The sequence below is a fragment of the Acinetobacter sp. Ac_3412 genome, from assembly GCF_013072675.1.
Taxonomy (GTDB): Bacteria; Pseudomonadota; Gammaproteobacteria; order Pseudomonadales; family Moraxellaceae; genus Acinetobacter; species Acinetobacter higginsii.
On record NZ_LXUJ01000012.1, the window covers coordinates 41,667 to 64,483 of the forward strand.

Genomic DNA, 22,817 nt, shown 5'->3' on the forward strand with positions numbered 1-22,817 from the left:
CACGATAAATCAGAGTTGTTTAAAACCTTGCTGTCTCCACGCTTCGTACACAATCACGGCCGTCGCATTGGAAAGGTTTAAACTTCTTGAATTTTCTGCCATCGGCAAACGAATCCACTGTTCTTGCGGGAACATGAGACGTACCTGTTCAGGTAAACCACGTGTTTCAGGTCCCATCAACAAGGCAACTGGACGGTTCAGATCAACCGTATGCGGTGTTGCTGTGCCTTTCGTGGTGAGTGGAAAAACATGCTCCACACCCTTCGCTTTTAAATCAGCAAGGCAAAGCTCGATATTGTCCCAAATTTGCATTCTTGCCCATTCGTGGTAGTCCAAACCTGCACGCTTCAACTTTTTATCATCCAGCTCAAAGCCTAGAGGTTTGACTAAATGCAGCTGCGCACCTGTATTGGCACATAAACGAATAATATTACCTGTATTCGCTGGAATCTCAGGTTCATATAGGACGACATGAATCACAAATTTTCTCTACTAAATTTTTCTAGATAAATCTTAAATATTTTACCAAGAATTAACCAATTTTACTTTGGCAATACCCCACGGAATCGCCTCAAATCCATTCGAATCATCATTTAAAAATGCTTCAATTTGATCACTTTTTGATGACTCTTCAAACAACCCAAATTCATTTAAAGTTAAATCAAATCTTTCAACTAAATTTTTAGAAAGATCATGGCAGTGAAAACTATGAAAATCACCACTTACTTCCAAGCCAATATAGTCATAACCCAAAAGCTTTTCATTTGGGTTGCAATTTTCTCTAATGTCTTTTTTTAAACACTGATAGATACCAATTTCGCTAACTTGTTCAGAGCTTGGAGCAAAAATCTCTAAAATATCAGCCCTATAATCACCATCTACATAAAGAGATAGCAAATAAATATCAGCATGATCTTTAAAAAATCTTTCTTTATATTTGGTTGCGGTCTGAATATCCTGAAAGACATTAGTCCAACCCAGCAAGTTCTTCTGATGTAAGTCATTTACCCAATTTTCAAGTAAATGGAATTGTTCATTCGTTAAACTAAGTTTGGATTTTATTTCCTGAATTTCGTCTTGCGTTTTTAATACCCAAGAATATGACCAACGATCAGCAAGATGATCATTTATACAAGAACTACATGTAAAAATTCTAGATGGCACATCCTTAAATAGATTAGCTGATTTCAATTGAATGAGATGATAACCAGCTAAATAGAACGCCATGATCCTACATAGACCATTTTAACTGTTCACGTAGACTGACCACTTCACCAATGATGGTTAAAGTCGGTGCTACGATCTGATGTTCAGATACTTTGGTCGCGATATCTGCCAATGTACCCACCACCACTTTCTGATCAGGGGTGGTACCCTTAGAAATTAAGGCCACAGGCATGTTTGGACGCTGACCATGTGCAATCAATTGCTCACAAATACGTTCTAAACCGACCAAGCCCATGTATAACACCAAAGTCTGGTTTTCATAAACCAGTTCATTCCAAGGTAACTCAGGTGAGCCTTCTTTTAAATGACCTGTCAGGAAACGTACACTTTGCGCATAATCACGATGCGTCAGTGGAATACCTGCATAGGCAGAACAACCTGAAGCTGCGGTAATACCCGGAACAACTTGGAAGGTCACATTAGCCTCCACCAATTCCTGAATTTCCTCTCCACCACGTCCAAAGATAAAGGGATCGCCACCTTTTAAACGACAAACACGTTTACCTTGCTGTGCATATTCCACCAATAAGGCATTGATGCCATCTTGTGGAACCGAATGATTAGAACGGGCTTTACCGACATAAATCTTTTCAGCATCACGGCGGCACAAATCTAGAATGGGCGCAGACACCAAGCGGTCATAAATCACCACATCAGCTTGCTGCATCAAACGCAAAGCTTTTAAAGTCAGCAGTTCTGGATCACCTGGCCCTGCCCCGACCAAATACACCTCACCTTTCGGTGCAGTCCATTCTGTTAAAGCCTGCTCAATCAAATTATTGGCCACATCAATATTGTCATTGAAAACCTGTTCTTTCAGCGGACTGGCGTACAAGTTTTCCCAGAAGATACGACGTTCATCTGGATTGGCAATTTTGGCTTTCACTTGCTTACGCCATTGCCCCGAAAACTCAGCCAATTTGCCCATGCCATGTGGCACGATGGTTTCGATCTGAGTACGCAACTGTCTGGATAAAACGGGTGATGCACCATTGGAAGCCACTGAAATCACCAACGGTGAACGATCAATAATCGCAGGCACCATAAAACGGCAATGTGGAATATCATCGACACTATTGACCAGCAGGTTACGCTGTTCACACTGTTCAAATACGCTTTTATTGACGTCAGGCTGGTCTGTCGCAGCAATCACCAAGCGATAAGCTGTTGCCAGAACAGTTTCCGAAAAAGAGGCTTGAATATATTGCCCTGCCGATTGTTCAACCAGTTGGCCTAATTCAGGAAGGATCTCTGGTGCAATCACATCAACAATTGCACCAGCTTTGACGAGCAGGTTTGCTTTGCGGTAGGCAATATGCCCACCACCCACAATCAGACAACGTTGCTGCTGCAACTTTAAAGAGATTGGGAAAATTTCCACGTCACGCCTCTATATTTTCAATCTGATTGAGCTAAAGCAAAAACTATGCACAAAATCGATGCAAAGTTTAGTCGATGTAGCTAACACCGCCCATATATGGACGTAAAACTTCTGGAATCTCGATTGAACCATCAGCGCGTTGATAGTTTTCCATCACCGCAAGCAAGGTACGACCAACCGCCAAACCTGAACCATTCAAAGTATGCACCAATTCGATCTTCTTCTGATCAACACGGTAGCGCGCTTTCATACGGCGTGCTTGGAAATCGCCCACATTTGAGCAGCTTGAGATTTCACGATAAGTATCTTGGCTTGGTACCCATACTTCTAGGTCATAAGTTTTGACAGCACCAAAACCCATGTCACCACCACAGAGCAAAATCTTACGGTACGGTAAGCCCAATGCCTGCAAAATGCCCTCTGCGTGTGCAGTCAATTCTTCAAGTGCCTGCATAGAGTGCTCTGGTTTTACGATTTGTACCATTTCGACTTTGTCGAATTGATGTTGACGAATCAAACCACGGGTATCACGACCATAAGAACCAGCTTCACTACGGAAACATGGGGTATGTGCAGAATATTTCAGTGGTAAACGATCCGCATCAATAATTTCGTCACGAACGAAGTTGGTTACTGGCACTTCAGCCGTTGGAATCAGGTAATACTCTTTTTCACCTTGTAGCTTGAATAAGTCTTCTTCAAACTTAGGCAATTGACCTGTACCACGTAAGCTGTCTGCATTGACTAAATATGGTACATAAGCTTCGGTATAGCCATTTTTAAGCGTGTGTGTATCGAGCATGAACTGAGCTAAAGCACGTTGTAAACGCGCCAAAGGTCCTTTCAATACGCTGAAACGTGAACCTGTTAATTTGGTTGCTGTTTCAAACTCCAGACCACCCATCATTTCACCAAGATCGGTATGGTCTTTGATCTCGAAATCAAACTGGCGTGGTGTACCCCACTTTAAGATTTCAAGGTTATCGCTTTCATCTTTACCAAAGGGAACAGATTCATCTGGCAAATTTGGAATTGCGAGAGACTTTTGCTCAAGCTCAGCTTGTAATTCAGCCAAAGCCACTTCTGCAGCTTTGATTTCATCACCAATGGCCGCCATGCGTGCCATGATCTCAGAAGCATCTCCACCCGACTTTTTGATTTGACCGACTTGCTTAGCACCAGCATTACGCTCTGCTTGTAAGTTTTCAGCTTTGGATTGCAAATCTTTACGGCGAGCTTCTAAATCAGCCCACTCTTGTACATTTAGCTGAATACCACGTTTTGCCAAAGCAGCATTGACTGCTTCAATATTATTTCTGAGTAATTTTGGGTCGATCATAATCAATCATGAATAGAGAAAAAACTGGCTATAGTGTAAGGCTTTAACCTAAAAAAATACAGCGATTGACAATTAAAGTCTCAGCACCTACAGCTAAGATGTAGGTGCTGACATGCACTAATTAGGATCTTTAGGTAAGCTTGGTAAGTATTCTGCTTTTACAAACTGCTTGGCTGCGTAGTATGGCAAGGTCAACTCACTCATACCTTCTGCATAAGATGCCAATTCATACAGTGGATAAACAAAGACAATGCCATTTACCCCATAGTAATAGTTATCACTGACCTGTAATTGTTCTTTTTTAATGCTGTGGTCTTCCAACCAGTTTTGATTGGATGCATAAAGCTCATCACGTAGTTTGGTATTCATATCAGGTTTAAGCAATTCACTGACTGTGATATGTTTTTTATTAGTCAAATCAAAATTCACAAACTCTTGATGTGACATGCCATGTGCTGCACCTGCAGAGTAAGAATAACTCTGAATCGCAAAAGTCGCTAAATTATAATTTTGCCCAATAAAGCGTACATAAGTACTGCTTTCACTTTGCGATGGTTCGTCCGCAGGGACTTTTACTTTTTGATCGGCAATATTCGAAAATGCATTCGGCTCCGCTTTTTTCATCCGATTCACGAAATACTCATCAATCCATTTCTGATTGGTTTCAACTGTTTGTAAATCATAAGTGGTACAACCATCCTCCAAACAGACTTTCTGCTTTGGAATTTTAACCGCCACCACTTTTGCATGAATCAATGGAATATCGACTTTTTCAGTTGCCGCTGCAGTATCTTTTTTAGGTTGGCAACCTACAAGTGCAACAACCGTCAGAATGGGAAGAAGTGGAATAATTTTTGATAATTGTGAAGTATTCATCGTCATGCAAGTCTCTGATGTTTTTCTTCACTATACAAAGCCTTGTAGAAATATAAAATTAAGAAATGTATCCAAACTTCATATCAAAAAAGCCGCAACATGTGCGGCTTTTTAAGTGGAACAGAGAATTACTGATCAATAATATCGGTGCCTTTAGGTGGCGTAAAATTAAACACTGAGGCTGGGATCGCCTGATTCACTTTAATATTATTGAAACGAACATAAGTGGTTTGACCCAAAGAGTCTTGTAATACCATCAAATTCGGTGCCTTATTGCCACCAAAACTAATGGTCAAGCTTTGGAATGCTCCATCTTCCTGTTTCGGATACAAGGTGTAATACAGTTTGGTACGGTCTGGTTGAGTCACACGATAAGACTGCATGATCTGATTGGTATTCCCCGATAACAATAATGCTGGAGTATTGGCAATTTGATCATCTAAGCTTTGACGCACGGCTTGCTGCAAGTCTGGATCATAAATCCACACCACTTGACCCGTGGTCACAATGGTTTGTTTGGCTGGACTGGTGGTTTCCCAATAAAATTTCCCCGGACGCTCAACTTTCATGGTTCCTTTAAAGGTTTGATTCATATGTTGAGCAGTTAAACCTTTTTTTTGTATTGCTTTATTACTGGTTGCCACTTTTGTGGTTTGTTCAAAATCTGCGGTGAATCGTTGCAAGCCAGATAGCTGTTGAACCAAACTTGTGGTCGCTTGCTGAGCCGATGCAGCAACAGGTGCAGCGAATACCTGACTACTCACAACAGGAGCAAGTGTCATTGCACTTAACGTTGCAGCATAAGCCATTTTTTTTACGAAATTCATAAAAACAACCTTCTATCAGATTTCTACTGGTATGACGACATCTTACTGTTTTTGATCATTAAAAAAATGAAGAAAAGCAACGGTTTTGTGTAATTCGTGTCGCAAAGTTCTGCATTATGTATGAAGTTGCAGCCTTTATGTAGAGATTGTAAGGATGAAATTCAACTTTTTGACCATTCACCAACTAAGGATTTCAATGCCAGATCAGAGAAATTATTCATCAACAATGCTCTAGACGAAAAATAAGAGTTTGATAACCTAAAACCAATAATTTTAACAAGCACCGTCCATGAAAAGTCTCGCCTTTATTCACAGGAATGACACACGATTTGCGATTGGCGATTTTTATCCGGCCCTTTCCGTCTTTTCTTATCAGGAACTGGGGAATACCACCTCGCCCTTTTTATTATTAGATCATCTAGGGCCAGGACGCTTGTCGCCCAAAAGCACGAAGAAAGGTGTCAATGAACATCCACACCGTGGCTTTGAAACCGTGACCTTTGTTTTTGCTGGTGAATTACAACACCAAGATTCTACGGGTCAAGGCGGCATCATTGCGCAAGGCGATGTGCAATGGATGACTGCCGCATCGGGTATACAACATATTGAACATTTCAGTCCTGAATTTCGTGAACAAGGCGGACTCTTTGAAATGGTTCAATTGTGGGTCAATCTACCCGCCAAAGATAAAATGTCTGCGCCACATTATCAAAGCTTGCTGAATCACAATATCCCAAAAGTCATTCTCGAAAATAATGCAGGCTATGTCCGTATCGTGGCGGGACAATTTCAGAATATTCAGGGGATCGCCGAAACCTTTAGCCCGATGAATGTCTTTGATGTACACCTAAATAAAGGACAGCAACTCACTCTGCCTGCCAATCATGGCGACACGACTTTAATTTACCTACGTAAAGGCAAGCTTCAGTTCGCAACGCATGAGGATCGTTTAGAAGAACAGGCCTTAGCGGTGATGTCGAGCTTTGATACGGATGTTGTGATCATTGCCTTAGAGGATTGTGATCTGCTATTTTTATCCGCACCTCCCTTACAAGAACCAATCAACGGGCATGGCTTTTTTGTGATGAACAGTTATGAGGAAATCTTACAGGCCTACGAGGACTTAAAAACAGGAAACTTTGGAACAACTTCAGACTAAACTACAATTCAAAATTGATATACATAAAAAAACCCGCTCAAAGCGGGTTTTCTCGAACTATTAAAACTTAAGCTTCAACAGTTACATAGCGACGGCCAAATTGACCTTTCACTTCAAACTTTACTACGCCGTCAGCAGTAGCAAATAAAGTATGGTCACGGCCCATACCAACATTTGCACCAGCGTGGAACTCAGTACCACGTTGACGAACGATGATGTTACCAGCAGTTACAGTTTGACCACCGTAAACTTTAACACCTAACATCTTAGGATTCGAATCACGACCGTTCTTCGTCGATCCACCGGCTTTTTTAGTTGCCATGTCTATTTACTCCTCGTGTTAGCCTGCGATACCAGTAATTTTCAACTCGGTAAACCATTGACGGTGACCTTGTTGCTTACGGTAGTGTTTACGACGACGCATTTTGATGATGCGGATTTTGTCGTGACGACCATGGCCAACTACTTCTGCAGTTACTTTTGCGCCAGCAACAACTGGAGCACCGATTTGAATGTTGTCACCGTTAACAACCATTAATACGTCATCAAACGTAATAGTCGCGCCAGTTTCAGCTTTCAATAATTCTACTTTAAGGGTTTCACCCTCAACAACACGGTGCTGTTTACCACCGCTTTGGATTACTGCGTACATAATGTACTCCAACTTGCCCGTGTCGTCGTGCCGATAAAGGGATATACCGATCTTAAGACGAACGCCACTGGGGTTATACAAGGGGACAAATTTTAAGTGAAAATTGATCAAACGACAAGTGATTTTACATAAACACATGTATATCGATAACTTGCTTGGATTTTTAAGCAAAATCAATTAGATTGATGGCGAACTGTTTTGATTGATTCTGATCAAAATTTGAAATACATTTTTGAAAACAAATTGTGACAATAACAAACTGTGTTTTTACAGTGCCATAAGTAAAGTAATGGCGCTTGGTGGGGAACTTCCCTTTTTTCTGTCTAATTTAAGACCAAAGAGCTCATCATCGTGTTTTAAATGACAGATTACGCAGTCTGTATAACTGTTTAGTCACAGATTAATTGATACACTTGGCAACACTACCCACCTATACGAGGTTTTTCTTCATATGGTTATCGATTTTAAGCAAGACATTCTCTCCCCTGTTGCGACAGATTTTGCTGCGATGGATCGCCTGATTAATGAAGGAATTAGCTCAAAAGTGGGCCTTGTCATGAGTGTCAGTAAACACGTGGTAGAAGCAGGCGGCAAACGCATGCGCCCGATTATGTGCTTATTGGCAGCGCGTGCTTGTGGACTCGCCAATATGCAACAGGCACAGCATTTGGCTGCGGTGATTGAAATGCTGCACACCGCAACTTTGGTTCATGATGACGTGGTAGATGAATCGAACTTGCGCCGTGGTCGTCCAACAGCAAATGCCACTTGGAATAATCAAACAGCAGTTTTAGTCGGTGACTTTCTAATCTCACGCGCTTTTGATTTATTGGTCGACTTAAACAATATGACCTTATTAAAAGATTTCTCGACAGGCACCTGTGAAATTGCAGAAGGTGAAGTACTGCAACTGCAATCGCAGCACCAACCAGAAACCACAGAAGAAACCTATTTAAGAATTATCCACGGTAAAACCTCTCGTTTATTCGAACTTGCCACTGAAGGTGCAGCTATTCTGGCGGGAGCAGAAGAATACCGTGAACCTTTACGTCGCTTCGCAGGTCATTTTGGTAATGCCTTTCAGATTATCGACGATATTTTAGATTACACCTCTGATGCTGAAACATTAGGTAAAAATATTGGTGATGATTTAATGGAAGGAAAACCAACTTTACCGTTAATTTCGGCATTAGCTCATTCAACTGGCGAGGATCACGAGATCATTCGTCGCAGTATTGCAACGGGTGGTGTTGAGCATTTAGATAAAGTGATTGAAATTGTTCATCACTCGGGTGGCCTAGATTACTGTCAAAAACGTGCCCAACAGGAAACGGATGCCGCTTTAGAAGCGTTAAAAGCGCTGCCAGATAATGAATATCGCCAAGCACTGATCAATTTGACCTTAATGGCTTTACATCGACTACAATAATTTTCTGACCGCCTATGCATTTAACCTTATCTGATCTTTTTCTAAAAATGCAGGAACAGCTTGACCAACCTCAAGCTGTTCTTGACGAACAACTGCTGATTGAACTGGTCAATCGGATCCGTCCCAAAAATTCAAATGATGCGGATGAGGTCAAACAACGTATTCATGCGCTGATCAAAATATTATTACTGACGCCAACCTCTGCAATCCTGCTGCAAAATTTCTTACTTAAGCTCATTAGCCAATATAAACAGTTAAGCTTATATGCTGACAGCGGCATTTTATCGCTGGATGGTTTCTGGAATCAGTTGGGACAGCGCCTAGGCGCACACTTCCTCCCTTTGGTCGAAGACGGTCAACAACTGAAAACCTTGATTGGAAAAGTGTTCAATCAGGAAAATGACAGTGAATGGCTCGATCTGATTGAGAATCAGGACTGGATTACGCTATTCAACCTATTAGGTGAAAGCCAAAGCAATACCAAAGAAAAGCAAGTTTCAAAAAATGAGCTGATTAAAGCGATTACGGTATTGTCCTATCGAATTAGTGGTATCGGTTTATATCCTGAATTTATTAATGCGCAACCCGAAATTACCGAATATGAATCGCCTTTTCTAGTTCAAAACCGAGAAATCGTAGAATTCATCGAGAAATATAAAAAGCAGATTGATGATCAAGACGCGGTTGTTGTTTTACCACCACCAGACGCTTCACAAGCCTTTGTGATGCTGGATCAGTGTCGTGAAGTGGTCTTGAAAATTCGCCGTGCCACCAAACGGATTGGGGTTAGTATCAGCCTGACCTATTTATTGTCACTATTAGAACAGGCGATTGATCGGATTGAATTGCTGCTGACCTTATTAGCCAGTAAAAATGATGCACGTTATACCGCATTGGGTGAGCTGATCGTCGATTTGACCAAAGCACATTACAATGAAAAAAGTGTTCGTCACTTATTAACCTCAACCAGTGAATTGATTGCCTTACAGGTGACTGAAAACGCCAGTAAAACAGGCGAACATTATGTAAGTACCGACAAAGCTGGCTTCTTTGGTATGTACAAGGCAGCTGCGGGTGCAGGTGCAATCATTGCCACCATGGCAACGCTGAAAATTTTAACTGCACGCTTGGTACTTGCACCGTTTGGTCATGCCTTTTTATATAGTATGAACTATGCGCTTGGTTTTATGCTAATCCATGTTTTGCATTTTACCGTGGCGACTAAACAGCCAGCGATGACTGCAGCAGCATTGGCGTCAACCGTACAGCAGCAAAAAGGCAGCAAGACCGCACAAATTGCCGAACTGGCCGCATTGATTATTAATATTATCCGAACCCAGTTCATTGCGATTCTAGGCAATATCTCGATTGCAATTCCAACCGCAGCACTGATTACCTTTTTATGGCAATACAATCTCGGTGAACCGCTGCTTAATCATGCCAAATCAGCCGCATTGCTACATAGTCTCAACCCCTTTACCTCATTGGCGGTTCCACATGCTGCAATTGCAGGTGTTTGTTTATTTTTCTCAGGCCTAATCGCAGGATATTTCGATAACTTGGCGGTTTACCGTAAAGTCGGTCCACGCTTAAAGCAGCATCGACGTTTAAAACGCTGGATGGGGCAACAACGGTTGGATAAATTTGCCAACTATATTGAAACCAATCTTGGCGCATTGGCGGGTAACTTCTTGTTCGGGATCATGCTGGGTAGTATGGGAACGATTGGATTTATCTTAGGCTTGCCTTTAGATATTCGTCATATTGCCTTTGCTTCTGCCAACTTTATCCAAGGTTTAATGACCATTGGTGGTCCTGACATTGGTTTAATTTTAGTATCGTTCTTAGGTGTGATGCTGATCGGCTTAACCAACTTATTTGTCAGCTTTACCTTGACGATTATTGTTGCTCTACGCGCACGTCGTGTTCGTTTTGCACAATGGAAGCCTTTAGCTAAGTTAGTGACAACGCATTTCTTAACTCGACCAAGTGATTTTTTCTGGCCACCTAAACAACCCGTAGAAGTTGAAGAGCAAACGAAAAACGTATCTTCACATCACTAACTTTGTACAGAAAAAACAGCGAAGTACAAGTCTAACATTTGAACTATTTTTACGTATAATCAAACCACCAAAAATAGTTCAAATGGGTTGGTATTCCCAACGTCTATTGTTCAATAGATCACTTCTCAGCCATGGTATCCCCTTTTTACCCGAAGGAGATACGATGACGTGAGTCCGTATCTCAATTTGAATGATAGAGATCAAAAAAATGCTTCTACATCACTAACTATGTAAGAATTTTATGATGTATTTTGAATAAGTGGTTTGTTATTTCACTTTCGTCGAATCATGTTATATGACAGATATTGTGGTTTTCATGATAAATCGAATACGTTAAAAACAGCTTCTTTCAATAAATACTGACATCAATTGAAAATGAGATATACATCAAATTTTGTTATGTTTTTTTACTAGACCTTAAAAAAACACAAAAATGAAATTATCATAAAATTTCAAGACTTGACCAAAAGTGTACTCACGAGTACACTTTCAAACACTCAACAACCCTGAATAATGGTTAAGCAAATAATGAGTAGCGCATGCCGTACCTATTGCTTTGTATTGGTTGCTTTTTTTTAGGATTCGGTGTGATTGGACTAACCCTTTCCAACACATCAACTTTAGACCTTTTTAGTGTTCAAGCTTTTTTTGAGCACCGTTCATTTACGCTTAATCATGTGACAGTTCTGTTCTCTCGGCTTGGCGGAATGCCCTTTTTACTATTTTTAACTACATTTTTGTGTCTTTACCAAACTTGGATTAAAAATTATAAGAATGTGACGTTTATCGCTTTAAGTGTGATTGGCAGCATTGTGATTGGTTGGCTTCTGAAATGGAGCATTGATCGGCCAAGACCAATGGAGTTTTATCACTTGGTTCAAAGTTATGGTGCATCCTTCCCAAGTGCCCATAGCCTTTATGCTGCAACCCTTGCGAGTTTAGCCATGTTGTTGTGTCAACAACACAAATATCGCACCAGTGTCATTTTAGTATCTACTTTATGGTTTATATTCATGGGGATATCTAGAGTTTATGCGGGGGTTCACTACCCAACTGACGTCCTTGCCGGTTGGGGAATTGGGTTGATTTGGACTTCGTTGCTTTGGTTTGGGCTGTATCAAAGCACTTTCAGCAACAATTTGTTTTTAGATAAAAAATCTAAATTGAGGTGGAATAATGATGTCGGCTAAGCTTTGGGCCCCTGCCCTAACTGCTTGCGCATTAGCAACAAGCATTGCGCTTGTTGGTTGTAGCAAAGATCCTAAAGATGCACAGCAAGCTGCTGCTGCTCAAAAAATGCCACCTCCAGAAGTTGGTGTCATTGTTGCACAACCACAAAGCGTTGAACAAAACGTCGAACTGTCAGGACGAACCTCTGCATATCAAGTTTCTGAAGTACGCCCACAAACAGGTGGCGTGATTCTAAAACGTTTATTTGCTGAAGGTAGCTACGTTCAAGCAGGTCAAGCACTTTATCAAATTGATGCAAATACCAACCGTGCAACAGCAGACAATGCTCGTGCAACGTTATTGCGTCAACAAGCAAACTTAAATGCATTGCGTGTGAAAGAAGGTCGTTATCGTCAATTGGTTGGAACAAATGCTGTTTCTAAACAAGAGTATGACGATATCAATGCGCAAGTAAAATTGGCTGAAGCGGATGTCGCTGCGTCTGAAGCTGCATTAAAGAATGCTGAAATTACCTTGGGTTACTCAACTGTTCGCGCACCAATCTCTGGTCAGTCGAGCCGTTCTTCGGTGACACCAGGTGCCTTAGTGACGGCAAACCAAGCTGATCCATTGGTCACGATTCAACAACTTGATCCAATCTATGTTGATATCAACCAATCAAGTGCTGAATTATTGCGTTTACGCCAACAACTCAGCAAAGGCAGCTTAAATAACAGTAACAATACCCGTGTCAAAATCACACTGGAAGATGGTTCTGAATACCCTGTCGAAGGGCAGCTTGCGTTCTCTGATGCAAGTGTGAACCCAGATACTGGTACTGTGACTTTACGTGCAGTGTTCTCAAATCCAAACCACCTGTTATTACCAGGTATGTATGCAACGGCTAAAATCTCGCAAGGTGTTTTACCAAATGCATACCTGATTCCTCAAGCAGCTGTATCTCGTTTACCAACAGGCCAAGCAATTGCATTGGTGGTAAATGCCAAAGGTGCAATTGAAACACGCCCAATTAAAACAGTGGGTGTAAAAGGTCAGGACTGGATTGTAACTGAAGGCTTACAGGCTGGTGATAAGGTTGTTGTTGATGGTGTTGCCAAGGTGAAAGAAGGACAAGAAGTGTCTGCTAAACCTTATCAACCTAAAGCAGCTGAAGCTCAAAATGCAGCACCAAAAGCTGCTGAACAAAAACAAGCCAATTCACCAAAAGCTGAACAAAAAGCAACTTCAGAAGCTTAAGGGGTAGATTGCATGGCTCAATTTTTTATCCATCGCCCAATTTTCGCTTGGGTGATCGCACTGGTCATTATGTTGGCGGGTATTATCACGCTGACAAAAATGCCAGTTGCACAATATCCGACAATTGCCCCCCCCACGGTAACGATTTCTGCAACTTATCCTGGGGCTTCTGCTCAAACTGTTGAAAATACGGTCACCCAAATCATTGAACAACAAATGAATGGTTTGGATGGTTTACGTTACATTTCATCGAACAGTGCGGGTAATGGTCAAGCATCGATTAACTTGAACTTTGCACAAGGTATCGATCCTGATATCGCCCAAGTTCAGGTTCAAAACAAACTGCAATCAGCCACTGCACTTTTACCTGCTGACGTACAACGTCAAGGTGTAAAGGTGACTAAGTCTGGCGCAAGCTTCATGCAAGTGATTGCCTTTTACTCACCAGATAACAGCCTTTCTGCATCTGACATTAAAGACTATGTGAACTCAAATATTTCTGAGCCACTCAGTCGTGTGGCGGGTGTGGGTGAACTCCAAGTGTTTGGTGGTTCATACGCAATGCGTATCTGGTTAGATCCGGCAAAACTCACTAGCTTTAACTTGACGCCAAATGATGTTGCAACAGCCATTCGTGCACAAAACTCGCAAGTTGCAGTTGGTCAGCTCGGTGGTGCACCATCGACAGCAGGTCAAGTACTCAACGCAACGGTGAATGCACAAACCATGTTGCAAACTCCTGAACAGTTTAAAAACATCTTCCTGAAAAATACTTCAGGTGGTGCTCAAGTTCGTTTAGGTGATGTTGCACGTGTCGAACTCGGTTCAGATAACTATCAATTTGACTCGAAGTTTAATGGCAACCCTGCAGGTGGTGTCGCAATTAAATTGGCAACAGGTGCCAATGCCTTGGATACTGCGGCTGCAGTTGAAAAACGTTTATCTGAGTTACGTCATAACTATCCAAGCGGTTTAAAAGACAAGCTGGCATATGACACCACACCATTTATTCGTCTCTCAATTGAAAGTGTTGTACACACACTAATTGAAGCCGTTGTCTTGGTATTCATCGTGATGTTCTTGTTCTTGCAGAACTGGCGTGCAACGATTATTCCGACATTGGCCGTACCAGTGGTGGTATTGGGTACCTTTGCCGTGATTAATATCTTCGGCTTCTCAATCAACACCCTTACCATGTTTGCAATGGTACTGGCCATTGGTCTGTTGGTGGATGACGCTATCGTCGTGGTTGAGAACGTTGAACGGGTGATGCAGGAAGAACATCTGGAACCAGTCCCTGCGACTGAAAAGTCGATGAGTCAGATTTCAGGTGCCTTGATCGGTATTACCAGTGTATTAACAGCGGTATTCGTACCAATGGCGTTCTTTAGTGGAACCACTGGGGTGATTTATCGCCAATTCTCGATCACGCTGGTTACCGCGATGATCCTGTCTTTGATCGTAGCATTGACCTTTACCCCTGCCCTGTGTGCGACCTTGTTAAAACAACATGATCCAAACAAGCAGGAAAGCAACAACATTTTTGCGCGTTTCTTCCGTTGGTTTAACCGCAGCTTTGAAAAACTTTCAGAGAAATACCAAGGCGGTGTCAATCGTATGACCCACCATAAGTTATTCTCTGGTGTGCTTTATATTGCTGTCATCGCAGCATTGGTTGGTATCTACAAAGTATTGCCATCTTCTTTCTTACCAGAAGAAGACCAAGGTGTGGTCATGACCTTAGTTCAGTTGCCACCAAGTGCGAGCTTGGAACGTACCGATAAAGTCATTGATACCATGACAGGCTACTTCTTGAATAAGGAAAAAGAAAATGTAGAGTCGATCTTTACAGTTGCTGGTTTCTCATTCACAGGGGTGGGTCAAAACGCAGGTCTTGCCTTTATTAAATTAAAAGACTGGAGCGAACGTACTACACCAGAATCGCAGATTGGTGCCATCATTCAACGTGGTATGGCATTGAACATGATTGTGAAAGATGCGTCTTACATCATGCCATTACAGTTACCTGCAATGCCTGAATTGGGTGTCGCTTCTGGTTTCGATATCCAGTTGAAAGATGCAAGCGGTCAAGGGCATGAAAAGCTGATTGCTGCTCGTAATGCGATTTTAGGTATGGCATCTCAAGATAAACGTCTTGCAGGTGTACGTCCAAATGGTCAAGAAGATACACCTCAGTACCAGATCACCATTGATCAAGCGCAAGCAGGTGCAATGGGTGTCAGTATCGCTGATATTAATAGCACCATGAGCATGGCTTGGGGTGGTTCGTATATCAATGACTTCGTTGACCGTGGTCGTGTGAAGAAAGTTTATGTCCAAGGCGAAGCGGATACTCGTATGATGCCTGAAGACTTGAACAAGTGGTATGTCCGTAACAACAAAGGCGAAATGGTTCCTTTCTCTGGCTTTGCCAAAGGTGAATGGACTTATGGTTCACCACGTCTAGAGCGTTATAACGGCGTATCATCTGTTAACATTCAAGGTACGCCTGCACCGGGTGTTAGCTCTGGTGATGCAATGTTAGCGATGGAAGAAATCATTGGTAAGTTACCCTCTATGGGCTTAACTGGTTTCGACTATGAATGGACAGGTTTATCTTTAGAAGAACGTGATTCTGGTAGCCAAACGGCTCCTCTGTTGGTTCTTTCATTATTAATCGTATTCCTATGTCTTGCTGCTCTCTATGAAAGCTGGTCAGTACCTGTTTCGGTATTACTGGTTGTACCTTTAGGTATCGTAGGTGCATTTACCTTGACATGGTTAGGTATGCTGATTAAAGGTGATCCAAACTTATCCTTTAACATTTACTTCCAGGTTGCGATTGTTGCCGTAATTGGTCTTTCAGCGAAGAATGCGATCTTGATCGTCGAATTTGCGAAAGAATTACAGGAACAAGGCGAAGAGCTCTTTGAAGCAACATTACATGCTGCAAAAATGCGTTTACGCCCAATTATCATGACCACACTTGCATTTGGTTTTGGTGTATTACCATTAGCCTTGGCAAGCGGTGCGGGTGCTGGTAGCCAACACTCAGTCGGTTATGGTGTACTTGGTGGTGTAATTTCTTCAACTCTTTTAGGTATCTTCTTTATCCCTGTATTCTTCGTGTGGATTCGTAGTATCTTTAAGTACAAACCTAAAACTTTAAATACTCAGGAGCATTGATCGTGATGCAAACTGTATGGTCTATTTCCAGTCGTGGCATTGCAATCTCTGCACTCGCGCTGTCTTTGGCTGCCTGCCAAAGCATGCGCGGGCCAGAGCCTGTAGTAAGCTCAGATGTTCCTGAAAGCTTCGCGTCTTATGGCAATGCTTCTGGAACATCAATTGCAGAACAAGGTTACAAAGATTTCTTTGCTGATCAGCGTTTACTACAAGTGATTGATCTGGCGCTTGCCAATAACCGTGATTTACGTACTGCGGCTTTGAATATTCAAAAAGCACAACAGCAATACCAAATCTCGGAAAACAACCAATTACCAACGATTGGTGCAAGTGGTAGTGCAGTTCGTCAAGTGACCCCTACCCGTGACCCAAATAATCCGTATTCAACCTATCAAGTTGGCTTAGGCTTAACGTCATATGAATTGGATTTTTGGGGTCGTGTACGTAGCTTGAAAGATGCAGCTTTAGATAGCTACCTCGCAACACAAAGCTCACGTGATGCAACGCAGATCAGTTTAATCAGCCAAGTCACTCAAGCATGGTTAAACTACTCATACGCGAATGCACAATTGAAACTTGCGGATCAAACGCTGAAAGCCCAACAAGACTCGTTTAACTTGAACAAGAAACGTTTCGATGTGGGTATTGATAGCGAAATCCCTGTGCGTCAGGCACAAATTTCGGTTGAAACTGCACGTAATGATGTTGCGAACTACAAGACTCAAGTTGCTCAAGCACAAAACTTGTTGAACTTGCTTGTTGGTCAGCCCGTTCCTCAGAACTTGCTCCCTCAACAACAAGTGGCGCGTATTACACAACAAAGCGTGTTTAGTGCTGGCCTACCAAGTGACTTGCTCAACAACCGCCCAGATGTGAAAGCATCTGAATACCAGTTAAGTGCTGCGGGTGCGAATATTGGGGCTGCTAAAGCTCAACTGTTCCCAACTATCAGCCTGACAGGTTCTGCGGGTTATGCCTCAACTGACTTGAGCGATCTGTTCAAAGCGGGTAATGGTGTCTGGTCTATTGGTCCAAGCCTGAATATCCCAATTTTTGACTGGGGTACACGTAAAGCCAATATCAAAATCTCTGAAACCGATCAGAAAATTGCACTGGCTAACTATGAAAAATCAGTTCAGTCCGCTTTCCGTGAAGTGAATGATGCTTTGGCGACGCGTGCCAACATTGGCGACCGTTTAACCGCTCAACGCCGTTTGGTTGATGCTACCAATACAACATACAAGCTTTCAAATGCCCGCTTCCGTGCTGGTATTGACAGCTATTTAACCGTATTGGATGCACAACGTTCTGCTTATTCAGCTGAGCAAGGTTTGCTGTTATTACAACAAGCCAACCTCAACAACCAAGTTGAACTGTACAAAACTTTAGGCGGTGGCCTCAAAGCCTCTAGCAGTGAAACGGTAACGCATCAGCCTTCAAGTTCTGAACAACATTACGCAAAAAAATAATTTCATTTTTGCGCATAAAAAAGCTCACTTCGGTGAGCTTTTTTATTGCAACCATTGCCAATATTTCTTATCTTCAAACTGAATATATTGATGATTTAGAAAATACAATGTTACTAAGCAGTTTAGAGTCTGTACCGGGCCATGAAATTTTACGCCAGCTAGATGTGGTGTATGGCAGCACCGTTCGCAGTAAACATGTGGGCCGTGATTTGATGGCAGGTTTAAAGAATATTGTGGGTGGTGAGTTGACGGGTTATACCGAATTGTTGGAAGAATCACGTCAGGAAGCCACACAACGTATGATTGATAAGGCCAAAGCGTTAGGTGCCAATGCGATTGTCGGTATTCGTTTCTCAACCTCGAATATTGCCCAAGGTGCATCAGAGCTATTTGTTTACGGCACAGCCGTGGTGGTACAGCCTGTTGCGCCTAAACTTCCTGATCCATTCGGCGTATAGGCAAAATTATGGATGGATTCATTTTTCAGATTGTCCTGTTTCTAATCCTATTCTCTGTCGGTTGGGGTTTTGGTCGTCATATCGAGCAAAAACATTTGCGCGAGCTGGATCAAAAAGAAAAGCAATTTTCCCATATCCGTATTGATACCAATCGCTTTGTCGAAACCTCAGCCTACGGGCAAATGGTCAGCAGCAATGTGGTAATCTCTCACGATTATTTTAAATATGTACTGGCAACCATTCGAAACTTCTTTGGTGGACGTCTAGTCAGCTATGAAAGTGTGGTGGAACGGGCGCGTCGTGAAGCTGTGATTCGCCTTAAGCAAGAAGCGCATGCCATGGGTGCGAACCATATTATGGGGGTTCGACTCAGTACCACTGAATTGGGTATGCAAGGTGGAATGGTTGAAGTGTTTGCTTATGGAACAGCCATTGTAAACGCTCCTCATTGATGACAGTCGCCTATTGGGGAATTACTGTCGTACCCATAAAATAAAAATGCCTCAAATCATGAGGCATTTTTATCGCTTAGATTTTAAAGTTAATGAAATAAAACGATCGCCTTTTGTAAGGTAAACCAAATCCCTGCCAACAAAGGGAGACCCACAACCAACCAAGCAAGTACCACAGTAATTGTTTTGGATGGCGCATATGCTACATCATGATTCAGGCTTAAATCTTGCGGTAATTTCTCATGTGCCAAAGCCTTTTCAGCAGCCAATTCAGCCTCTGTCATGTATTTATCTTCATCAACTGGTTTGACCATTAAATTGAGTACAAATCCAATCGCTAACATAGCTGCCAAAATATACATCGTCGTGTCATAAGATTGCGCTTGAGCTACGCCATGTGCCAGTTGATAATCTCGAATATTGGTAATCAGTAAGGTTCCAAATACGCCTGCCACAGACCATGCGGTAAGCAAACGCCCATGAATAGCCCCAACCATTTGTGTGCCGAAAATATCAGCCAAATAAGCAGGTACAGTGGCAAAACCACCACCATACATCGACAGGATGACACAGAAGGCTAAAACGAATAATGGCAAATTTTCGGCATGTGCCAAATGTGGAATCGAGACATACAACAAAAAGCCCAATGCGAGAAAAATAAAATATGTGTTTTTACGACCAATAAAGTCCGATGTCGATGCCCAGAAGAAGCGCCCAGCAATATTAAATAAGGACAGTAAACCCGTGAAGCCTGCTGCAAAAGTTGCAATCTGCATTTTTTGGTCCGCGTTTAATTCATTAATTCCCACATCTAAGCCGATGAGGCGTCCGCCAAATACCTCCTGTAACAACGGCGAAGCCATTGCTAAAATGCCAATACCAGCAGAAACGTTTAAACAGAGTACACCCCAAATCAACCAGAACTGTTTGGTTTTCCATGCCTTATTTAAATGCACATGACGATTGGTCACAAGACCCGTCGCCTGCGTTACTGTCGGTTGCCAGCCACTCGGCTTCCAATTTGAAGGCGGAATGCGGTAACCGAAGGCACCGCCAATCATAAAAATAAAATAAACGGCAGCCAGTACCAAAAACGTTTGCCAGACACCCACAGAGGTATCCGTTGCAAAGAACTTCATTAGCTTATCTGCCAATGGCGCACCAATCATGGCGCCTCCACCAAAGCCCATAATGGCAAGACCTGTTGCTAAACCACGACGGTCTGGAAACCATTTAATCAGGGTAGATACAGGTGAAATATAGCCAAGCCCAAGCCCGATGCCCCCTATTCCACCTCCCAACCACAATAACCACAACTGATGCGTATAAACACCCAGCGCAGATAAGATCAAACCACTTGCCCAGCAAAATGCAGCAACCACGCCTGCCTTTCGCGGTCCTGCATGTTCAAGCCAACCACCAAACAAAAATGCGGATGAACCCAAAAAGACAAAAAATAGCGTGTACATAATGCTTAATGTAGACACACTCCAGTCGCAGGTTGTCGTGAACAACTGCTCAAGCAGACCTATATTTTTACATTCGATCGGGGCATCAATTCCCAATGCTTTGGATAATGGCAACCAGAACACGGAAAAGCCATATGCCATACCAATACTGAGATGAATCGCTAACGCGGCAGGAGGCAATAGCCATCGGTTATAACCAGAATGGGCAATCGTGCGTTCCTTGGCCAGAAGTGAAAGTCGTCTTTCCATGTACAATCTCCATACCTTCACTGCTAAAGAGAAGTTAGTATTATTCATTTGGGTCTAGGCAGCGATTCGCGCTGATGCCAGAGCTTGGTATTATGCTTATTTTTCAGTGAAGACCAATCAAATGATTGTGCAAAAAATATCTTGTTCTTATCAAGTAGCTTTTTTTAATAAATAGTACATAACAGATTTAATGATTTTTAAAAATATCCTGTGCCATGCACAGAATATTTGCTTAGGACTCGGCAAAGATCGCTTGCCAATAATGATAGGTTTTCTCTTCCCCATCTTCTAACTTAAACTGGTATGACATTTTTCGAGTTTCAGCAATTTCAAATTCAACAGCATGTTTGAATAAACCGCCTGCATAAGCAAAAGTATGGTATTCCCCGTTTTCACCACAAACATCAACATCGCTAGGCATCCGCTCAAGCAAAGCTGCATCGATATCCTGTCCAATAAACGACTCATCCAGCTTACTAGCATCGGTCACGATGATCTTGGTTTTAATGCCTGAATCCAAAAAGTCCTGCATCACTTCAAGCGAGTTCAGATTCCATATCGGCTCAACCACTTCAATACCTAAAGGATGCAAACGGTCTTCACGATATTTGCGTACATCGCTGAGGTAAATATCACCAAAGATAAAGTGCTCAACGCCGTGTGCCTTAAAATGATTGGCTGCATCGAGCATACGTTGCTCATAGACAGGTAGATTTTTCGGTAGAAATACAGGATAGAGTGGAATACCAATACTTTCAGCCTGCTTTTCAAGCAATGCATGCGGAATGGCGTGCATGGATGACAACGCTGTTTCTTCATTGACCGTGGTTAATAAAGCAACCACCTCAAATTCATTTTGCTGTAAGACTTTATACAGTGCCAATGAAGAGTCTTTACCACCGCTCCAATTAAAAACGGCTTTCTTACGATTATTGATTGTCATTTGACCATACCATTCAATAGAGCATCTAAACTCTACTCTATTTTCAATTATTTCAGTCTAGTGAAAAACGCTTGTGAGATATAAAACCAAAAATAAAGTTAAGCAACCCAATACCCAAACAACAGTCGATAAAATGTGACATGCTTTTTTGATTATAATCGGCAATGCAATGAGGCAAGCCAACAAGATTGATGGGACAGACAGTATAAATACGCCAATCCAAGCATCACTCTTTGTATTTCCGAAAAGAGGAGCCATGATTGTAAATAACTGACTTACTAGCCCACCCATCAAAAAACTAGCAGGTAAACTAAGCAACAAATAACTTACAATCAATGTAATTGATACTCGATGGCTTGAAGATGGCTGAGATAAATTTGGACTATCTTCCACCTTTACTTCACTTTCATTTTGCGAATCATCTTATACAACAAGTTTGGTGACAATCGAGAAACCAACACACCCAATTGTTCTTTTTTCCCACCGACCACAATATATTGCTCGCCTGCCATCAAGGATTCCACCACACGCTCAGCAAATACATCAGCATCTAAACCATTTTCAATAGCTTCATCCTGATGACCTTGAGGCTTGCCTTCACCATTTAAGGCATTAAAAGAGACATTGGTTTTAACAAAGCCAGGGAAGACCACCGAAACTTCAACACCATCATTCGCGACTTCAGCACGCAAACTGTTGGCCCACATATGAATCGCCGCCTTAGCCGCAGAATACGTGGCACGATATTGGGTGCCTAATAAGCCCGCGACACTGGAAACAAATACCACTCGCCCTGTTTTTTGTTTTAACAAGGTTGGCAGTACTGTTTTGGTAAAAAAGACCTGTGAAAAGTAGTCAACCTCCATGATGGCACGTTCAGTTTGCATGGTGGTGTCTTGAATCAAGGCACGTTGACTCAAACCTGCATTATTGATCAGCCAGTCAATACGTCCTTTACAGGCCAAGACCTGTTCATGCGCATGGCGGACTTGAGCTTCATCGGTAATATCTGCGGCAATCGAAAGATGCTGTTCAGGTTTAAGTAAACCTACTCGTACTGCTTCCAGTTCATCATAACGACGCGAGGTCAGCACCACTTGTGCACCTTGCAACGCACATTCACGAGCCAAAGCTTTGCCTAAGCCAGATGAAGCACCTGTAATCCAGACCACTTTATTTTCAAGAGTTTTGAGTTTTGCCATGTCCATGTC

20 protein-coding genes are annotated in these 22,817 nt (G+C 42.3%); 9 read left to right on the forward strand and 11 right to left on the reverse strand.

Annotation, left to right across the window (positions count from 1 at the left end; translation table 11 throughout):
• Positions 1-9 precede the first annotated feature (9 nt).
• From A7P54_RS15510 to lolA, 6 genes are all read right to left on the reverse strand, one after another.
• Positions 10-480, reverse strand: coding sequence for a tRNA (cytidine(34)-2'-O)-methyltransferase (locus A7P54_RS15510; protein ID WP_004803126.1), 471 nt, complete (start codon positions 478-480; stop codon positions 10-12).
• Positions 481-522: 42 nt separating this feature from the next.
• On the reverse strand, positions 523-1,227 hold the full coding sequence (locus A7P54_RS15515; RefSeq protein WP_171550101.1) for a hypothetical protein: 705 nt from the start codon (positions 1,225-1,227) through the stop codon (positions 523-525).
• 4 nt (positions 1,228-1,231) lie between these two features.
• Positions 1,232-2,608 (reverse strand): siroheme synthase CysG, encoded by a 1,377-nt coding sequence (gene cysG / locus A7P54_RS15520; RefSeq protein WP_171550102.1) that lies wholly within the window; start codon positions 2,606-2,608, stop codon positions 1,232-1,234.
• A 67-nt stretch (positions 2,609-2,675) separates the two neighbouring features.
• Positions 2,676-3,947 (reverse strand): serine--tRNA ligase, encoded by a 1,272-nt coding sequence (serS, locus tag A7P54_RS15525; protein WP_005205904.1) that lies wholly within the window; start codon positions 3,945-3,947, stop codon positions 2,676-2,678.
• Between the two features lie 117 nt (positions 3,948-4,064).
• The gene (locus A7P54_RS15530; protein ID WP_171550103.1) at positions 4,065-4,829 is read right to left on the reverse strand and encodes an RsiV family protein; all 765 of its coding nucleotides are present in this window, start codon (positions 4,827-4,829) and stop codon (positions 4,065-4,067) included.
• 122 nt (positions 4,830-4,951) lie between these two features.
• Entirely contained in the window at positions 4,952-5,650 is a 699-nt protein-coding gene (gene lolA, locus A7P54_RS15535) for an outer membrane lipoprotein chaperone LolA (protein WP_171550104.1), read from the reverse strand.
• Positions 5,651-5,939: 289 nt separating this feature from the next.
• On the opposite strand from lolA, the gene A7P54_RS15540 reads away from it, so the two are divergent.
• Positions 5,940-6,809 carry a pirin family protein gene (locus A7P54_RS15540; RefSeq protein ID WP_171550105.1) on the forward strand — a complete coding sequence of 290 codons (870 nt, stop codon included), beginning with the start codon at positions 5,940-5,942 and terminating at the stop codon, positions 6,807-6,809.
• 67 nt (positions 6,810-6,876) lie between these two features.
• Here the strand turns inward: A7P54_RS15540 and rpmA are convergent, their stop codons facing one another.
• Both rpmA and rplU read right to left on the reverse strand, forming a co-directional pair.
• Positions 6,877-7,131, reverse strand: a complete 255-nt coding sequence (gene rpmA, locus A7P54_RS15545; RefSeq protein WP_004640422.1) for a 50S ribosomal protein L27 — start codon at positions 7,129-7,131, stop codon at positions 6,877-6,879.
• Positions 7,132-7,149: 18 nt separating this feature from the next.
• A complete protein-coding gene (gene rplU / locus A7P54_RS15550; protein ID WP_004652230.1) occupies positions 7,150-7,461 on the reverse strand; it encodes a 50S ribosomal protein L21 in 312 nt (103 codons plus the stop codon).
• A gap of 451 nt (positions 7,462-7,912) precedes the next feature.
• On the opposite strand from rplU, the gene sdsA reads away from it, so the two are divergent.
• From sdsA to A7P54_RS15590, 8 genes are all read left to right on the forward strand, one after another.
• Complete coding sequence (gene sdsA, locus A7P54_RS15555; protein WP_004803115.1) at positions 7,913-8,890, forward strand: All-trans-nonaprenyl-diphosphate synthase; 978 nt, start codon at positions 7,913-7,915, stop codon at positions 8,888-8,890.
• A gap of 14 nt (positions 8,891-8,904) precedes the next feature.
• Positions 8,905-10,953 carry a site-specific recombinase gene (locus tag A7P54_RS15560; protein ID WP_171550106.1) on the forward strand — a complete coding sequence of 683 codons (2,049 nt, stop codon included), beginning with the start codon at positions 8,905-8,907 and terminating at the stop codon, positions 10,951-10,953.
• Positions 10,954-11,492: 539 nt separating this feature from the next.
• Entirely contained in the window at positions 11,493-12,143 is a 651-nt protein-coding gene (locus A7P54_RS15565) for a phosphatase PAP2 family protein (RefSeq protein WP_171550107.1), read from the forward strand.
• The gene (locus A7P54_RS15570) at positions 12,130-13,380 is read left to right on the forward strand and encodes an efflux RND transporter periplasmic adaptor subunit (protein ID WP_016660187.1); all 1,251 of its coding nucleotides are present in this window, start codon (positions 12,130-12,132) and stop codon (positions 13,378-13,380) included. The genes A7P54_RS15565 and A7P54_RS15570 overlap by 14 nt, the downstream gene beginning before the upstream one ends.
• 12 nt (positions 13,381-13,392) lie before the next feature.
• Positions 13,393-16,566, forward strand: coding sequence for an efflux RND transporter permease subunit (locus tag A7P54_RS15575; protein ID WP_171550108.1), 3,174 nt, complete (start codon positions 13,393-13,395; stop codon positions 16,564-16,566).
• Between the two features lie 5 nt (positions 16,567-16,571).
• The gene (adeK, locus tag A7P54_RS15580; RefSeq protein WP_171550295.1) at positions 16,572-18,035 is read left to right on the forward strand and encodes a multidrug efflux RND transporter AdeIJK outer membrane channel subunit AdeK; all 1,464 of its coding nucleotides are present in this window, start codon (positions 16,572-16,574) and stop codon (positions 18,033-18,035) included.
• Positions 18,036-18,142: 107 nt separating this feature from the next.
• The gene (locus A7P54_RS15585; RefSeq protein WP_171550296.1) at positions 18,143-18,493 is read left to right on the forward strand and encodes a YbjQ family protein; all 351 of its coding nucleotides are present in this window, start codon (positions 18,143-18,145) and stop codon (positions 18,491-18,493) included.
• 8 nt (positions 18,494-18,501) lie between these two features.
• Positions 18,502-18,945, forward strand: coding sequence for a YbjQ family protein (locus tag A7P54_RS15590; RefSeq protein ID WP_171550109.1), 444 nt, complete (start codon positions 18,502-18,504; stop codon positions 18,943-18,945).
• Between the two features lie 89 nt (positions 18,946-19,034).
• On the opposite strand, the gene A7P54_RS15595 is transcribed toward A7P54_RS15590, so the two are convergent.
• The 3 genes from A7P54_RS15595 to A7P54_RS15605 form a co-directional block, all read right to left on the reverse strand.
• Positions 19,035-20,663 (reverse strand): OFA family MFS transporter, encoded by a 1,629-nt coding sequence (locus A7P54_RS15595; RefSeq protein ID WP_171550110.1) that lies wholly within the window; start codon positions 20,661-20,663, stop codon positions 19,035-19,037.
• Positions 20,664-20,895: 232 nt separating this feature from the next.
• Positions 20,896-21,606: a diphthine--ammonia ligase gene (locus tag A7P54_RS15600; RefSeq protein WP_171550111.1), complete on the reverse strand. Its 711-nt coding sequence runs from the start codon at positions 21,604-21,606 to the stop codon at positions 20,896-20,898.
• 395 nt (positions 21,607-22,001) lie between these two features.
• Positions 22,002-22,808, reverse strand: a complete 807-nt coding sequence (locus A7P54_RS15605; protein ID WP_171550112.1) for an SDR family NAD(P)-dependent oxidoreductase — start codon at positions 22,806-22,808, stop codon at positions 22,002-22,004.
• Positions 22,809-22,817: the final 9 nt, after the last annotated feature.

What these genes read in the sequence shown, in the direction of transcription:
- A7P54_RS15515 (WP_171550101.1), bottom strand. Translation starts at nt 1,227, where the DNA reads ATGGCGTTCTATTTAGCTGGTTATCATCTCATTCAATTGAAATCAGCT.
- serS (WP_005205904.1), bottom strand. Translation starts at nt 3,947, where the DNA reads ATGATCGACCCAAAATTACTCAGAAATAATATTGAAGCAGTCAATGCT.
- A7P54_RS15530 (WP_171550103.1), bottom strand. Translation starts at nt 4,829, where the DNA reads ATGACGATGAATACTTCACAATTATCAAAAATTATTCCACTTCTTCCC.
- lolA (WP_171550104.1), bottom strand. Translation starts at nt 5,650, where the DNA reads ATGAATTTCGTAAAAAAAATGGCTTATGCTGCAACGTTAAGTGCAATG.
- A7P54_RS15540 (WP_171550105.1), top strand. Translation starts at nt 5,940, where the DNA reads ATGAAAAGTCTCGCCTTTATTCACAGGAATGACACACGATTTGCGATT.
- rpmA (WP_004640422.1), bottom strand. Translation starts at nt 7,131, where the DNA reads ATGGCAACTAAAAAAGCCGGTGGATCGACGAAGAACGGTCGTGATTCG.
- rplU (WP_004652230.1), bottom strand. Translation starts at nt 7,461, where the DNA reads ATGTACGCAGTAATCCAAAGCGGTGGTAAACAGCACCGTGTTGTTGAG.
- sdsA (WP_004803115.1), top strand. Translation starts at nt 7,913, where the DNA reads ATGGTTATCGATTTTAAGCAAGACATTCTCTCCCCTGTTGCGACAGAT.
- A7P54_RS15560 (WP_171550106.1), top strand. Translation starts at nt 8,905, where the DNA reads ATGCATTTAACCTTATCTGATCTTTTTCTAAAAATGCAGGAACAGCTT.
- A7P54_RS15565 (WP_171550107.1), top strand. Translation starts at nt 11,493, where the DNA reads ATGCCGTACCTATTGCTTTGTATTGGTTGCTTTTTTTTAGGATTCGGT.
- A7P54_RS15570 (WP_016660187.1), top strand. Translation starts at nt 12,130, where the DNA reads ATGATGTCGGCTAAGCTTTGGGCCCCTGCCCTAACTGCTTGCGCATTA.
- A7P54_RS15575 (WP_171550108.1), top strand. Translation starts at nt 13,393, where the DNA reads ATGGCTCAATTTTTTATCCATCGCCCAATTTTCGCTTGGGTGATCGCA.
- adeK (WP_171550295.1), top strand. Translation starts at nt 16,572, where the DNA reads ATGCAAACTGTATGGTCTATTTCCAGTCGTGGCATTGCAATCTCTGCA.
- A7P54_RS15585 (WP_171550296.1), top strand. Translation starts at nt 18,143, where the DNA reads ATGTTACTAAGCAGTTTAGAGTCTGTACCGGGCCATGAAATTTTACGC.
- A7P54_RS15590 (WP_171550109.1), top strand. Translation starts at nt 18,502, where the DNA reads ATGGATGGATTCATTTTTCAGATTGTCCTGTTTCTAATCCTATTCTCT.
- A7P54_RS15595 (WP_171550110.1), bottom strand. Translation starts at nt 20,663, where the DNA reads ATGGAAAGACGACTTTCACTTCTGGCCAAGGAACGCACGATTGCCCAT.
- A7P54_RS15600 (WP_171550111.1), bottom strand. Translation starts at nt 21,606, where the DNA reads ATGACAATCAATAATCGTAAGAAAGCCGTTTTTAATTGGAGCGGTGGT.
- A7P54_RS15605 (WP_171550112.1), bottom strand. Translation starts at nt 22,808, where the DNA reads ATGGCAAAACTCAAAACTCTTGAAAATAAAGTGGTCTGGATTACAGGT.